Here is a 14637-nt window from a genome sequence, read left to right on the forward strand (position 1 = left end):
AAGGAAAGATTTTATGACAGTTTCCCGCGTTCATCTGACGCCGCATATGCACTGGGATCGCGAATGGTATTTCACCACCGAGGCCTCAAGGATCCTGCTGGTTAACAATATGGCGGAGATCCTCGATCGTCTGGAGAATGACCCCGACTATCCGTTTTATGTGATGGACGGACAAACGGCGATCCTCGAAGATTATTTTGCGGTTTGCCCGAACAACCGCCCGCGCGTGAAGGCGCTGGTAGAAGCCGGTAAGCTTATCATCGGGCCGTGGTATACACAGACCGACACGATGGTGGTTTGCGGCGAGTCCATCCTGCGTAATTTGCTGTACGGCATGCGCGATTGCCGCGAGTTTGGTGAGCCTATGAAAATCGGCTATCTGCCGGATTCATTCAGCATGTCTTCCCAGCTACCGCATATCTTTAACGGTTTTGGCCTGCAACATGCCATGTTCTGGCGCGGGTGCTCGGAGCGTCATGGCACGGATAAAACGGAATTCCGCTGGCAAAGTAATGACGGCAGTGAAGTCACCGCGCAGGTGCTGCCGCTGGGTTATGCCATTGGCAAATACTTGCCGGAGGATGAAGATGCGCTGCGCGAACGCCTGGATAAATATCTGCCGGTGCTGGAAGCCGCGTCACTGACCGGCGATATCCTGCTGCCCAACGGTCATGACCAGATGCCGCTCCAGCAAAATATCTTTACCATCATGGAGATGCTGCGCCGCATTTACCCGCAGCGCAGTTTCCAGCTCAGCCGTTTTGAAGACATATTTCAACGTATTGACGCCATCAGACCTCAGCTGGCGCTGCTGCGTGGAGAATTTAATGATGGCAAATATATGCGAGTTCACCGCACCATTTCATCGACCCGCATGGATATCAAACAGGCCAATGCAGCGATTGAGAACAAAATCGTCAATGTGCTTGAGCCGCTGTGTTCCATTGCCTGGCGCTTAGGTTTTGATTATCACCATGGTCTGATTGAAAAAATGTGGAAGGAAATCATGAAGAACCACGCGCACGACAGCATCGGTTGTTGTTGCAGCGACAAGGTTCATCAGGAAATTATGTCGCGCTTTATTCTTGCCGATGACATGGCCGAAAACCTCATTCAGTTCACGCTGCGTAAAATTATCGACAACCTGCAACCTGACGGTCACACCGCTGACCGGCTGGGGCTGTTTAATTTCTCGCTGCATCCGCGTCAGGAAACCATTAATACCACCTTAAGGGTCCGTGCCTCATCTTTCAGCCTGACTGACGACCAGGGGCATCCTGTACCTTATTTTATCCGCGGAACGCGGGAGATCGACCCGGGTCTGGTGGACCGGCAAATTGTGCATTACGGCAATTACGATCCGTTCATGGAATACGACATTCAGCTTTGCGCCACCCTGCCGGCGATGGGGTACGTGACGTTAAACGTCACACCGCACCAGCCGGGGATTTTGCTGCCTGCGCCGAAGGGTGAAGACGCCCTGGAAAACGATTATTACCGTGTGACGGTCAATCCGAACGGCACGCTGGATATTCTCGATAAGCAGACATTCCGCCGCTATCAGCAGGTTCTGGAACTGGAAAACGGTTCCGACGATGGCGATGAATACGATTATTCCCCGGCGCGCGATGAATGGCGGCTGACCTCTGGCGCGCTAAAGGCAGACGTGAGTTATCAGCATCAGCCGTGGCAAAGTACCGCGGTCATTGCACTGAAAATGCCGCTGCCGCGCACGCTGGAAGATCGCGCAATGCGCATTCTCAACAGTGAAATTCCCGTGACCGTCAACGTAACGCTTTCGAAAAACAGCCGACGGATTGAGATTGAACTGGCTCTTGAGAACCACGCCGAAGATCACCGGCTGCGCGTGCTCATCCCCACACCGTTTGCCAGCAAGACGGTGGTGGCCGACAATCAGTTCGGCTGCATCACCCGCCCTGTGGACGATACGGCAATGAAAAATTGGGAGGCGGAAGGCTGGAAAGAAGCGCCGGTGCCGGTGTGGCAACTCATGAATTTTGCGGCGTTGCAGGACGGTCATCAGGGGCTGGCGCTTTTTACAGAAGGGTTGCGCGAGTTCGAAGTGGTGGGCGAAAAGCGCGATACTTTCGCCCTGACGCTGTTCCGCGCTGTCGGCGTACTCGGGAAAGAAAACCTGCTGCTGCGCCCGGGTCGCCCTTCAGGCATCAAAATGCCGACGCCGGATTCTCAGATGCCCGGCAAACAGCTTTATCGTTTTGCGTTGTTCGGTTTCAGCGGCGATCACATCCAGGCCAGCGTGATGCAACATGCGCGTGATTACCTGACGCCGGTGCGCACCTACAACAAAATTCCGTACGACGCGATGAAGCTAAACCTGACGGACAACAAAACGCCTTCGCGCTTCAGCCTGATGCAAAAATGTATTTCGGGTTCGGTGCTCAGTGCACTGAAAAAAGCCGAAGATGACGAAGCGTTGATTGTGCGGGTTTATAACCCCTCCGAAACGCAAAGTCTGCAAGACAGCCTGCAGGTCAATGCGACACTTAGCGGATGGCAGGAAGTCAGCATGGATGAAACGAGGGTAAACACCGAAAATAGTGGCGGGCAAATGGGCGAATTTAAGCCCTGTCAGTCAAAAAGTTTTCGCATTCGTTTTTAATTTCAGCGAAAGCCACAAATAGAAAACGGAGCCCGGGGGCTCCGTCGTCTTTTTAGCAATTGCGCGGCAATGAGGGAGCCACGCGGATGTTTCAGATAATCCCGACACAGGAATGAAACACCGCAAATTGCCTCTTGTGTTACCGACGTCCCAGCAGGACACCGATAACAATACCGATAGCTGCACCGGCACCCACGCCATACCATGGGTTATCTTTTACGTAGTCGTTCGCGGACGCGGCGGCGTCACGGGCATGCTTCGTCAGTGTTTCACCGTTGAAACGTGAACGGGCGTCGCGTAACACGCCTTCAGCTTTGCTGCGGAGTTTATCCAGTTCGTCCTTGGATTTATTTCCGGCAGACTGAAGCACTTCATCCAGCGTGTCAGCCAGCAGGGTTACGTCCTGATCGATTGTCTGTTCTGATTTCTTAGCCATTCTGTCTCTCCTTGTTGTGAACTGTAGCTTTCGTTTTGCTAATGACTAAAGCATAGACCAAAATGTTGTACCGGAGGGCTCTTTGAGAACATCGGGCTATGACTGGGGGTGTTTTCAGGTCATGTAGCTGTCAGGAGAAATCAGGTGTGGCGCGGCTTTGCGTGATGCGGCTCAGATTTCTCTGCAAATGCTTTTGAGCGTTACAGCCAATAACATTTTTTGCGCCGTTTTACGTTTGATCCTCCCCGAAACCTGTTTATGCTATTGATTCCACTCGCAGCGTTTTCATCCCGGTTCTGCCCATGTTTTTAAGTACATTTCGCTCTAACGCAATGCTCAACAAACGCATTCTGTCGTTCATGCTGTTTACTTTCGTCGTCTATCTGACCATCGGTTTGCCGCTCGCGGTGTTGCCCGGTTTTGTGCATAACACGCTGGGGTATAACTCCGTGCTGGCCGGTCTGGTCATCAGTGTTCAGTATTTTTCGACCCTGATCAGCCGTCCGCATGCCGGGCGCTATGCCGATCTTCTTGGGCCGAAACGGGTGGTGATTTTCGGCCTGATTTGCTGCGCAATGAGCGGCATTTTCTACGCTGCGGCATTTTTCCTGACTGACTGGCCGCTGGCGAGCCTGCTTTTATTGTGTCTGGCGCGCGTTTTTCTTGGGGTAGGTGAAAGCTTTGGCAGCACCGGCACCACGCTGTGGGGAATTGGCGCGGTGGGCGCGAAACACACCGCGCGGGTGATTTCATGGAACGGCGTGGCGACCTACGGCGCGATGGCCGTGGGCGCGCCGCTCGGCGTCATGCTCAATCATGCGTTTGGCCTGATGGGCGTGGCCGTGCTGATTGTGGTTGCCGCCGCCATTGCCGCCGTTCTGGCCTGCCTGAAAGCTGCGATTTCTGTCACCGCTGGCAAACGGATTGCCTTCAAGGCAGTGGTCGGGCGCATCTGGCTTTACGGCCTCGGGCTCGGTTTTGGCACCATCGGATTCGGCGTTATCGCCACCTTTATCACGCTCTATTATGCGGACAAAGGCTGGAGCGGCGCGGCGTTTACCCTCACATTATTCAGCCTCGGGTTTGTGGGTGCGCGTCTGGTTTTCGGCAACATGATCAACCGCTTTGGCGGCCTGCGGGTTTCGCTGGTGTCTTTCGTCTTTGAAATCGCGGGCTTACTGATGATCTGGCAGGGGCACGATCCGCTGTCTGTTCAGCTTGGTGCGTTCCTCACCGGTTCTGGTTTTTCACTGGTTTTTCCGGCGCTGGGCGTCGAGGCGGTGAAACAGGTTCCGCCGCAGAATCAGGGCACGGCGCTGGGGCTGTATTCCGCGTTTCTGGATCTCGGATTGGGCATCACCGGGCCTGTTGCCGGTCTGATTATTTCCCATCTCGGCACGCCTTCTATCTATCTGGCGGCGGCCTTTATGGTAGTAGTGGCGTGGCTGCTCACCCTCAAATTATGGATGCAAACCGGCACCAAAAAACCCGCCGAATAGCCTTTTCATAGCAGGGTTTTGGGGTTTAGATAAATCCTAAATACGCCAAAACTCAGGATTTAGGCATTGTTTGGCAGAGTTATTGCGGTAAGGTCGCCTTGCGGTTAAAGAAGCGAGGAGCAACCATGTATTTACGGCCAGATGAAGTGGCACGCGTTCTGGAAACATCCGGATTTGAACGCGATTATATTGATGATAAAGCATACGGTTATCGCCGTGGCGAACACTATGTGTATGTAAACCGGGAAGCGCGGTTTGGCCGGACTGCCCTGGTAATACACCCGGCGCTGAAAGAGCGCAGCGAACGTTTTGCCGAACCGACGGCATCGTTTCGCAGCAGTGATGCGTATAAAAACTTCCCTCTGGATGTCTCGAGCGACAACGAAACGTATTATGGCATCTGCCACGGTTTCAGCTCGCGGCAGATCCTGGCCAGTTATCTGGATAACGTGTTCAGATAATCCGGAAGAAACAGCGCTGCCGTTCAGTATCAGCCAAGGCAGCGCTGCCTGATGTTCCTTTACTTACTTCAACGGCAGCAAAATATCGGTTTGCTGCGCATGTTCCGGTAATTCCTGATCAAGATGCAGATAGCGGAAATACACCGGGAAATCCCGTAATTCCTCTCCGCTTTGCGGCAACCATTCCCGGTAAAGATAATACACGCTGTCGCTGATGCGGTCATACGCTCCGACGTGCCTGACCACGGCGCAACGCCCGCCCGGCAGGCTTTTCGCCACCACGCCTTGTGGATTTTCGGGCACACGCCCGCCCGATTCAGGGTTTAACTCCCCGCAAACGTCAAAGCGAAAATCTTCACCCGGCGTCACCAGCGGATCGTTGTAGGGAATACCGTATGTCCCGCGTACAGTGTAATCCGACAGCCCCGACGCTTTTCGCCATTCAATGAATTTCGCGACGGTATTGTTCACCGTCATCGGGTCACCGCGATGCTCCAGCACCGCAATGCTCACTGGCGCAACCTCAATAATTTTCACATCCATATTTTCCAGCCTCTGCTGATTTTCCCTGCCGGGAAATTGAAAATGCACATGCCAGTCAACCCAGACGGGAGCTTTGCGAAACTCGCTGGGCGTCAGGCCGAAAGTGTTCCTGAAGGCACGGGAAAACGACTCCGGATTTTCAAATCCGGCATCAAACGCAATCTCAATGATCTTCTCCTGCGGATTTTGCACCAGCCGGAAAGAGGCTCTTTTCAACCGCATCAGCGTGATATAACGGCTGACGCTGACGCCGCAAAACTGGCTGAACTGGCGGTGAAAGTGAAACTGCGAAAAGCAGGCCACTTCACTTAGCTGTTCAACCGTCATCGGGCTGTCCAGATGCGCCTCAATATAAGCAAACACCTGCTGAAAACGCCGCTGATAAAGATGAGTTTTTTCGTGATTCATTTCCGCTCCTTCAAGGCACTTACTTTGCACGGGTCGCCGCGGGCTTTCCTGACTGAGATTGCTTTTTCATCGTGAAGGCAAAAAAAATGGCCCCGCCAGGGCCATGGGTGAAACACTTCTGAACATCAGACCAGATGGATCTGATTGTAGGTTTCGTTGTAATCGCGACGAAACTGCGCCAGTTCGAAAGGCTCAATATCCAGCTCAGCAAAGTAGAACAGCGCCAGTTCGGCGTGCTCACTGCTGAGCTGAGGCGGCAGGTGCGCGCGCACAAGAATGTTCCGCCAGCGGACAATATTTTCCGGCGAAGCATCTTTGATAAATGTCTGATAAATAAAGACAACGTAGGCCGCTTTGCGGATTTCTTCAGCATAGCCACCGCTGATGGAGCGGATAAACATCTGGCTCTGTCTTTTGCCCATTTCCAGCAGCATTGAATCAATGTAAACCGGTTTAATTTTCAACAGACTGGCGAGAGAAGCGTTCGCTTTACGGGTGTCTGCCGTCATAAACCAATAACCCACAATAAAAACCACAACAATTGCAGCAAGCATAATCCATATCATTCTGGACTCTGGCCTCCGGCCTTTTCTGGCGTGATGTGAAAGGTGCATGCAACACCCGATGCTGCGAGTTTATCTGCTAATGAAAGGAAATACGTGAAGGTGTGACAAAGAATTTACGCTCCGCGACGCCGGGAGACCTCGCGGAACGCATTCAGGGAATTAATGTGCCAGTGTTTGCTGGCATAAATACTGATAAATCTGCTGAGTATCTTTATCCGAACACAGCCGTGTGCCGATGTTCAGCGTCGCTGCGCTGCCCGCGGCAACGCCGAAACGCACAATGTCGTGCAGATCAGCACCGGCGGCGAGTTTGAGCGTCATCGCGCCTACCATGCTGTCACCCGCACCGACGGTACTCATTTTTTTCACCGGCGGCGGAACCACCTGGAATGCACCTTGCGCATCAACGGCCAGTGCACCCTGCGGCCCGAGTGAAACCACGACGCGCTCGGCTCCGCCTTCGCGGATAATTTTCTGCGCCGCGGCCAGCACGTCGCCCGGATTTTCCAGAGGCCGCCCGACCAGCGCAGAAAGCTCGTTCTGGTTTGGTTTCACCAGCGCCAGACCGCCCAGTTTCAGGCCCGCGGCCAGTGCATCACCGGAGCTGTCGAGAATGCAGCGCAAACCGGCGTCCTGCGCTTTGCGGATAAGATCGGTGAGCGCGTTAATGTGCGTGCCGGGTGGCAAACTGCCGCTGATCACCAGTATTGAACCGGCATGAATATTTTCGATTTTTGCACTCAGGCTGGCGAATTCAGATTCCGTCAGCCGCGCACCGGGCATGACAAACCGGTATTGCTCACCGGTATTTTCGGTATGGACATGCAGGTTTTGTCGCGTCCAGTCCTGGGTTTCTACTGTTTCGGTAGCTATCCCTTCATCAAGAAGTAACTGCTTTAGATGCTCTCCGGTCGGGCCGCCAATCGGGAACAGCGCTGTCGCCTGCCCGCCAAGGTGGACAATGGCGCGGGCAACGTTAATGCCGCCTCCGCCAGGCTCAAAGACCGGCGCGGTACAACGCAGTTTCCCTTCGGGATAAATCTTGGGTGTTAGTGTGGCACTGTCGAGTGAAGGTGCCAGAGTCAGCGTAAAAATTTTGGTCATCATCGTTCCCTCAGTTTTCCAAAAACTCCCATGAGGTTAGCACCCTGATCCGATTTTGCAGCCTCTTATTGCGTATTTAGTAAGCGAGATCAAACCTCCTTGCCGCGGAGCATTCTGTCACGGTAAGGTCAACGGATGTTCATCAAAGACACGTAAAAAAGAGTCAACTTTAAGGGAGTAAGCGATGGCCAGAAATATTGAGATTAAAGCGAAGGTTGATGATTTTTCCTCGCTGTACGAAAAGATTGCGCTGATATCCGACGGACTGCCGGACATTATCGGGCAGGATGATACCTTTTTTATCTGCCCGCACGGACGCCTGAAACTGCGCACGCTGGCGGCGGATCGTGGCGAACTGATCTTCTATCAGCGACCCGATCAGGCAGGGCCGAAAACCAGCTTCTATATGCTTTCTGAAACTCACGATCCTGACAGTCTGCGCGAAACGCTCACACTGGCCTACGGTGCGGCAGGCAGGGTTATCAAGCAGCGCACGCTTTTTATGCTCGGCCAAACCCGTCTGCATCTCGACCGCGTAAAAGGGTTGGGCGATTATCTGGAGTTTGAAGTGGTGCTCGAAGATAGCGAAACACCGGAGCAGGGCATTGCGATTGCTGAGGATTTGCTTGAACGGCTGGGGATTGACCGGAAGGAACTGGTGGATCAGGCGTATGTCGATTTGCTTAATCAGAAAGGCAAACATCACCACGCTTAAGCCGGATATCACGTTGAGAATTGCCGCCTTCTTTTAACCGTTCGGTCATGAAGAGGGCGGCAGCGAGCTTTCGGATTACTTAGTCTCTTCCAGCGAATACGGCAGCGGCTGAATACTTAAATGGCTGGTTGTATCATCGCGAACGCGCAGGCTGGCGTCGGCTTCCAGGTCGTTGTTAAGAACGGCCTGAACCCAGACGGTGCCATCACTGAGCTGAACTGCCGCCAGCACGGTGCCGGTTCGACGCCAGTTTTCACCAAGTTGCAGTTCGAGATCGTCAGCCGGAGCCGGTACTTTTGAGGCTTTACCGGATAACCAGTACAGCGCGCGCTTGTTCGCGCCACGGTATTTTGCCCGTGCGACCATCTCCTGACCGGCGTAGCAACCTTTGGTGAAACTGATCCCGTCCAGCGCCTGAATATTGGTGGCCTGCGGGATAAACTGCGCAGTATTGGCGGTATCAATAACCGGGAAACCGGCTTCAATATCCAGCGCCAGCCACTGCTGGCTGTCGTTGCGCTGCGCCTGCTCACCCAGTTCTTCCACTACCTGACGGGCTTTTTCCGGGCTGGTGACGATCAGAAAACGTTCAGCGGGCAGGGAGAAATGCAGCAGAGTCGTTTCATCCTGCTGTACGACCGGCTGTTCTGCTGTTGGCAGCGTCGAGAATAACCCCGTCAGCGCAGCGCTGGCCTGAAAACCGGCCACACCGAGCAGCACCACGTCATCATCGGCGGTAAACGTAATTTTCGAAAACACGGCATATTTCTTTATTTCATTCAGCTGCGTGTCGCGCAGATTGCGGCGCTCGATATAGGCCATGCCATCGCCACGCGTGAACAGACGCAGGTTGCTCCACATTTTCCCTTTGGCGTCACAGTGGGCGCAAAGAATGTGGTGATCGACCGGCAGGGCATCGATGTCTGCCGTCACCTGACCTTGCAGGTATTTCACCGTATCGGCGCCGGTCATGGTCACCAAAGCCCAGTCTTCCAGTGAAATCAGGGTCAGCGGCAGATGCGAAGACGCTGAAGGTTTTTGCGGTGGAAAGGGGAATGCGTTAGCCATTTTCTTATCCCGGTCAATGAAATGTGACTGATGCTTCATGGTAAAAGAGCCTACCGCCTTTGAAAACAGTTATTGGTGCCTTTTACGGGATGCTTTCCAGAGAATGTAAAGCCAGTGACAGGTTTGCAGCAGGTTTTACGGCACATCACGTAGATTGACAAAACAGGGCACTGAAAAGTTACTTATGACGGCTGACGGCTGATAGAATCGCTTTCTATATAAAAGAATTCTCATTCTGTATCCCAAAAAAAGAGTCTCATTATGGAAAGCAAAAACCAACTGGATATCAATAACCGTTCCCGTATTCACTGGGCCTGTCGCCGCGGTATGCGCGAGCTGGATATCTCCATCATGCCGTTTTTCGAACATGAATATGATTCGCTGCCCGATGCCGACAAAGAACTGTTTGCCCGTCTGCTGACCTGTGACGATCCGGATTTGTTCAACTGGCTGATGAATCACGGCGAGCCGCAAGACACAGAATTGCAGCGCATGGTGGCCCTCATTCAGACTAGAAACAAAGCCCGTGGCCCTGTGGCGATGTGATCTCAGGGTGTCCTGGCGCAGTCAGCTCATTTCACTGGGGTCTTACGGTGGTGTGATGTTACTGATTTTGCTGGCACCCTGGCCTGCCGGCTACTGGCCGGTATGGATGACATTACTTTTGCTGGTGCTCTTTGAATGCATCCGCAGCCAACGCCGTATTACGGCCCGTACCGGCGAAATTGTCCTGCTTGAGGATAACCGCCTGTTGTGGCGTGGCCATGAATGGCAAATTAAGCAGCCGGTCTGGATGATCAGCAGCGGTGTGCTGCTGACATTGCGTCGTGAAAAACGCAAAGGCGGGCTGGCGCAGGCGATGCGCAGCTCAAGACAGCGGCTATGGCTGGCGTCTGACAGTATGGGGCCGGATGAATGGCGGCACTTGCGCCAGATCTTGCTGAGCGGAGATCCCCGTAGCCCGGCTGAACCGGGCTGAGGTAATTACTGGTTCGTTGGCGAACGGCTACAGCAGGGCGTCCATTTCCAGCAGGATCTGCTCGCACCACTGTTGCAGGCGCTTATCGGTGAGATCAAACTGGTTTACGTCGTCGAGCGCGAGGCCGACAAAATGTTTACCGTCGGCGCTGAGCGGTTTCGGGCTGGTAAATTCGAAACCTTCCGTCGGCCAGAATCCGATGAAGTGAACGCCCATCGGGAGCAACTGATGGTAAAGCATGCCGAGCGCGTCGAGAAACCACTCGCTGTAACCGAGCTGATCGCCCATGCCGTACATGGCGACAATTTTCCCGCGCAATTTTAGCGTAGGCAGCTCATTCCAGACGGCCTCCCAGTCTTCCTGAATTTCGCCGAAATCCCATGTCGGGATGCCGAGGATCAGGATGCTGTAGTCTTCCATCTTATCGGGATCAACATCTTTAATGTTGTGCAGATCAACCAGCTCTTCGCCCAAAATATCGCGAATTTTCTCCGCGGCCATTTCGGTGTAACAGGTGCTGGAACCGTAGAAAAGTCCAATTTTCATGCTTGCTGCCATAACGTCATCAGAATACGAATGGCAGGCAGTGTAGCAGATTTGGGCGAATGAAAGGCATAATGGCGGGTGTAGTCTGTACGCAAGCAACAGGAGTCGGGATGCCAAAACAAGATAATGCAGGCCATCAGGAGTTAACGCCTGAACAGGCTGCGCAAGCTGTCAATCAGGCCGATCAGGGTCTGACGGAACAGTTTCTCGATATGCTCTGGATTGAGCGCAATCTCGCAGAAAATACGCTCTCGTCTTATCGTCAGGACCTGAAATCGCTGCTGGGCTGGCTGCATCATAACGAAACAGATTTGCTGCACGTCAGCGCCGAAGATTTACAATCTTTTCTGTCTGAGCGCATTGAAGGTGGCTATAAAGCGACCAGTTCCGCGCGCCTGCTCAGTGCGATGCGTCGCCTGTTTCAGTACATGAACCGCGAATCGGTGCGGCAGGATGACCCGACGGCGCTGTTGTCCTCGCCGAAACTTCCGCAGCGTTTGCCCAAAGATCTGAGTGAAGCCCAGGTTGATGCGCTGCTGGCCTCGCCGGTGGTGGATGTTCCGCTTGAGCTGCGTGATAAAGCCATGCTCGAATTGCTCTATGCCACCGGTTTGCGTGTCTCCGAACTGGTGGGGCTGACGCTCAGCGATATCAGCCTTCGGCAGGGCGTGGTGCGGGTTATCGGTAAAGGTAATAAAGAACGGCTGGTGCCGATGGGCGAAGAAGCGGTGTACTGGCTGGAGAATTATTTCGAGCACGGAAGGCCGTGGCTGCTGAACGGTCAGTCTCTGGATATTGTATTCCCCAGCAACCGGGCGCAGAAAATGACGCGGCAGACATTCTGGCATCGCATCAAACACTATGCGATCCTTGCCGGTATTGATGCGGAGCGGTTATCCCCCCACGTGTTGCGCCACGCATTTGCAACCCACTTGTTAAACCACGGTGCAGATCTCCGCGTTGTGCAAATGTTGTTAGGCCACAGTGACTTATCAACAACTCAAATTTATACCCATGTAGCGACTGAACGACTCAAACTGCTACATCAACAACATCATCCCCGCGCGTGACGTGCCAGGGAAAAAGGACGAAATGATGAAAAAAGGTTTAATGCTGCTGACCCTTCTGGCTGCGTGTATAAGCTCCGCGGCGCAGGCTGACGATGCTGCAATCAAAGCCACGCTGAACAAGCTGGGAATGAACAATGCCGAAATTCAGACGACGCCGGTCACCGGCCTGAGCGCGGTTTCCACGGACAGCGGCGTCATTTACATCACTAATGATGGTAAACACGTTTTACAGGGTCCGATGTACGACGTCAGCGGCAGCCAGCCGGTTAATGTGACCAATAAAGCGCTGGTGAAAAAGCTCGATGCGCTGCAAAACGAGATGATTATCTACAAGGCCAAAAACGAGAAGCATGTGATCACCGTTTTTACAGACATCACCTGCGGCTATTGCCACAAGCTACATCAGCAAATGCAGGACTATAACGACCTCGGCATTACCGTGCGTTATCTGGCGTTCCCGCGTCAGGGGCTGAATTCCAAAACTGAAAAAGATATGCAATCCATCTGGTGTACCGGCAACCGCAAAACCAGTTTTGATGCGGCGATGCGTGGAGATGACATCACGCAGGCGACCTGTAAAAGCAGCGATATCGCGAAACATTTCGAGCTGGGCGTGCAGTTTGGCGTCACAGGCACTCCGGCCATTGTGCTGGAAGACGGTACTTTGATCCCGGGTTATCAGCCGCCAAAAGAAATGGCCGCGATGCTTGACCAGCGTGATCCTTCACATAAAACCGGTGGTTGATTTTTCGTGACCTTGCAGACTCAACTTCGCCGCCGTGAGGTGGCAACTGGCGTGGATCTTCCCGCTGAACTTTCCCCGTTATTACGCCGGTTATATCTGGCCCGTGGCGTTAAGCAGAGCAAAGAGCTGGAGCGCAGCGCAGCAGGTTTGCTGCCGTATCAGCAACTTGATGGCATCGCTACTGCGGTGAAATTGCTGCAAAAAGCCCTGAGCGAGCGGATGCGCATTATTATCGTCGGCGATTTTGATGCCGATGGCGCAACAAGTACGGCGCTCACGCTGCTTTCTTTGCGCAGTATGGGATGCGGTAATCTGGATTATCTGGTGCCGAACCGTTTTGAAGACGGCTACGGCCTCAGCCCGGAAGTGGTGGAACAGGCTGCATCGCGCGGTGCGGAGCTGATCCTGACCGTCGATAACGGGATCTCATCGCACGCCGGTGTGGAGCTTGCTCACGCCAAAGGCATTCAGGTGCTGGTTACCGACCATCACCTGCCGGGCGAAACGTTGCCGGACGCCGAAGCGATCATTAACCCCAATCTGCACGGTTGTGAGTTCCCGTCTAAATCGCTGGCAGGTGTCGGCGTAGCGTTTTATCTGATGCTGGCGCTGCGAAGTGCATTACGTGAAAGCGGCTGGTTTGAGCAAAACAATCTGGTGGTTCCTAATCTTGCGGAACACCTGGATCTGGTTGCGCTGGGCACGGTCGCGGACGTCGTGCCGCTTGATGCCAACAACCGCATCATGGTGTATCAGGGCCTTAACCGAATCCGTGCCGGAAAATGCCGGGCAGGGATCCGCGCGTTGCTCGAAGTGGCGGGGCGCGAAGCCCGCACATTGTGCGCCAGTGATTTAGGTTTTGCGCTCGGGCCACGGCTCAATGCCGCCGGTCGCCTCGATGATATGTCCGTCGGCGTGGCGTTATTGCTCAGCGAGGATATCGGTCAGGCACGTGCGCTGGCCAGCGATCTGGATGCGCTGAACCAGACGCGTCGTGAAATAGAGCAGGGCATGCAGGTTGAAGCGCTGGCGCTGTGCGACAAACTTGAGCGCAGCACCGACGCATTGCCTTTCGGGCTGGCGATGTACCATCCGGAATGGCATCAGGGCGTCGTGGGTATTCTGGCTTCGCGCCTGAAAGAACGCTTTAACCGGCCGGTGATCGCGTTTGCCCCAGCGGGCGACGGTATTCTCAAAGGTTCTGGTCGCTCAATTGCGGGTTTGCACATGCGTGATGCGCTCGAGCGCCTGGATACGCTCAATCCCGGTCTTATGTTAAAGTTTGGCGGTCATGCGATGGCGGCAGGTTTGTCACTCGAAGAAGGCAAATTCGACGAGTTTCGCGATCGTTTTGCTGAACTGGTGGGTGAATGGCTGGATCCTTCACATCTTGAAGGCGTGGTCTGGTCGGACGGCGAACTTTCCGGGCATGAGCTGACGATTGATACCGCAGAAATGTTGCGCAATGGCGGCCCGTGGGGACAGGCATTCCCGGAACCGACGTTTGACGGCACCTTTCGTATCCTGCAACAGAAATTACTGAAAGAGCGCCACCTGAAGCTGATGATCGAACCTGTCGGCGGCGGCCCGCTGCTCGACGGCATCGCGTTTAACATCGATCCGACATTCTGGCCGGACAGCAGTATCCGCGAAGTGCAGCTGGCATACCGGCTGGATATCAATGAATTTCGGGGAAATCGCAGCGTTCAGTTGATCATCGAGCATTTATGGCCGAAATAAGCGATTTCCACCCGCAATAAACCCTGCAAAAAAACGGCTCGTTGCTATAAAAAGACCGCTAATTCCGTTAGAATCGGCGGTTCGAATGGCATTGGGCCAACTCCGAATCTAACGTA

Annotated in this window: 15 protein-coding genes; 9 read left to right on the forward strand and 6 right to left on the reverse strand. The window is 53.9% G+C overall.

Annotation, left to right across the window (positions count from 1 at the left end; translation table 11 throughout):
* Positions 1 to 13 precede the first annotated feature (13 nt).
* Positions 14 to 2641: a mannosylglycerate hydrolase gene (mngB, locus tag M2403_RS19610; protein ID WP_259230611.1), complete on the forward strand. Its 2628-nt coding sequence runs from the start codon at positions 14 to 16 to the stop codon at positions 2639 to 2641.
* A 139-nt stretch (positions 2642 to 2780) separates the two neighbouring features.
* Here mngB and M2403_RS19615 read toward each other — a convergent pair whose 3' ends face one another.
* Complete coding sequence (locus tag M2403_RS19615) at positions 2781 to 3077, reverse strand: YqjD family protein (protein WP_152324869.1); 297 nt, start codon at positions 3075 to 3077, stop codon at positions 2781 to 2783.
* A gap of 302 nt (positions 3078 to 3379) precedes the next feature.
* Here M2403_RS19615 and M2403_RS19620 point away from each other — a divergent pair, with 302 nt between their 5' ends.
* Together M2403_RS19620 and M2403_RS19625 are read left to right on the forward strand one after the other, a co-directional pair.
* On the forward strand, positions 3380 to 4576 hold the full coding sequence (locus M2403_RS19620) for an MFS transporter (protein WP_259230613.1): 1197 nt from the start codon (positions 3380 to 3382) through the stop codon (positions 4574 to 4576).
* Between the two features lie 125 nt (positions 4577 to 4701).
* Complete coding sequence (locus M2403_RS19625; protein WP_152324871.1) at positions 4702 to 5037, forward strand: DUF2002 family protein; 336 nt, start codon at positions 4702 to 4704, stop codon at positions 5035 to 5037.
* A 63-nt stretch (positions 5038 to 5100) separates the two neighbouring features.
* Here M2403_RS19625 and M2403_RS19630 read toward each other — a convergent pair whose 3' ends face one another.
* The 3 genes from M2403_RS19630 to pfkB all read right to left on the reverse strand — a co-directional run bounded on the left by M2403_RS19630 (position 5101) and on the right by pfkB (position 7658).
* Positions 5101 to 5988: a GyrI-like domain-containing protein gene (locus M2403_RS19630; protein WP_165062091.1), complete on the reverse strand. Its 888-nt coding sequence runs from the start codon at positions 5986 to 5988 to the stop codon at positions 5101 to 5103.
* A 125-nt stretch (positions 5989 to 6113) separates the two neighbouring features.
* The gene (locus tag M2403_RS19635) at positions 6114 to 6554 is read right to left on the reverse strand and encodes a DUF1198 domain-containing protein (RefSeq protein ID WP_152324873.1); all 441 of its coding nucleotides are present in this window, start codon (positions 6552 to 6554) and stop codon (positions 6114 to 6116) included.
* 159 nt (positions 6555 to 6713) lie between these two features.
* Positions 6714 to 7658, reverse strand: coding sequence for a 6-phosphofructokinase II (gene pfkB / locus M2403_RS19640; RefSeq protein WP_208951959.1), 945 nt, complete (start codon positions 7656 to 7658; stop codon positions 6714 to 6716).
* Positions 7659 to 7842: 184 nt separating this feature from the next.
* Between pfkB and M2403_RS19645 the strand changes: the two genes are divergently transcribed.
* The gene (locus M2403_RS19645; protein WP_259230616.1) at positions 7843 to 8373 is read left to right on the forward strand and encodes a class IV adenylate cyclase; all 531 of its coding nucleotides are present in this window, start codon (positions 7843 to 7845) and stop codon (positions 8371 to 8373) included.
* Between the two features lie 75 nt (positions 8374 to 8448).
* Here the strand turns inward: M2403_RS19645 and ygfZ are convergent, their stop codons facing one another.
* Positions 8449 to 9441, reverse strand: coding sequence for a tRNA-modifying protein YgfZ (gene ygfZ / locus M2403_RS19650; RefSeq protein WP_195815690.1), 993 nt, complete (start codon positions 9439 to 9441; stop codon positions 8449 to 8451).
* Between the two features lie 279 nt (positions 9442 to 9720).
* Between ygfZ and sdhE the strand changes: the two genes are divergently transcribed.
* Both sdhE and M2403_RS19660 read left to right on the forward strand, forming a co-directional pair.
* A complete protein-coding gene (gene sdhE, locus M2403_RS19655) occupies positions 9721 to 9987 on the forward strand; it encodes an FAD assembly factor SdhE (RefSeq protein ID WP_152324902.1) in 267 nt (88 codons plus the stop codon).
* Positions 9968 to 10420, forward strand: a complete 453-nt coding sequence (locus tag M2403_RS19660; protein WP_152324876.1) for a protein YgfX — start codon at positions 9968 to 9970, stop codon at positions 10418 to 10420. The genes sdhE and M2403_RS19660 overlap by 20 nt, the downstream gene beginning before the upstream one ends.
* A 27-nt stretch (positions 10421 to 10447) precedes the next feature.
* On the opposite strand, the gene fldB is transcribed toward M2403_RS19660, so the two are convergent.
* Positions 10448 to 10966, reverse strand: coding sequence for a flavodoxin FldB (gene fldB, locus M2403_RS19665; RefSeq protein WP_152324877.1), 519 nt, complete (start codon positions 10964 to 10966; stop codon positions 10448 to 10450).
* Between the two features lie 110 nt (positions 10967 to 11076).
* On the opposite strand from fldB, the gene xerD reads away from it, so the two are divergent.
* Genes xerD through recJ form a run of 3 tightly spaced genes read left to right on the forward strand, consistent with a single transcriptional unit; the run spans position 11077 to position 14521 of the window.
* Positions 11077 to 12036, forward strand: a complete 960-nt coding sequence (gene xerD, locus M2403_RS19670; RefSeq protein ID WP_208951951.1) for a site-specific tyrosine recombinase XerD — start codon at positions 11077 to 11079, stop codon at positions 12034 to 12036.
* Between the two features lie 25 nt (positions 12037 to 12061).
* On the forward strand, positions 12062 to 12781 hold the full coding sequence (gene dsbC, locus M2403_RS19675; RefSeq protein ID WP_152324903.1) for a bifunctional protein-disulfide isomerase/oxidoreductase DsbC: 720 nt from the start codon (positions 12062 to 12064) through the stop codon (positions 12779 to 12781).
* A 6-nt stretch (positions 12782 to 12787) separates the two neighbouring features.
* Positions 12788 to 14521: a single-stranded-DNA-specific exonuclease RecJ gene (recJ, locus tag M2403_RS19680; RefSeq protein ID WP_152324879.1), complete on the forward strand. Its 1734-nt coding sequence runs from the start codon at positions 12788 to 12790 to the stop codon at positions 14519 to 14521.
* The last annotated feature ends 116 nt before the right edge of the window (positions 14522 to 14637 follow it).

Source organism: Rahnella sp. BIGb0603 (assembly GCF_024808755.1).
Classification (GTDB): Bacteria; Pseudomonadota; Gammaproteobacteria; order Enterobacterales; family Enterobacteriaceae; genus Rahnella; species Rahnella contaminans.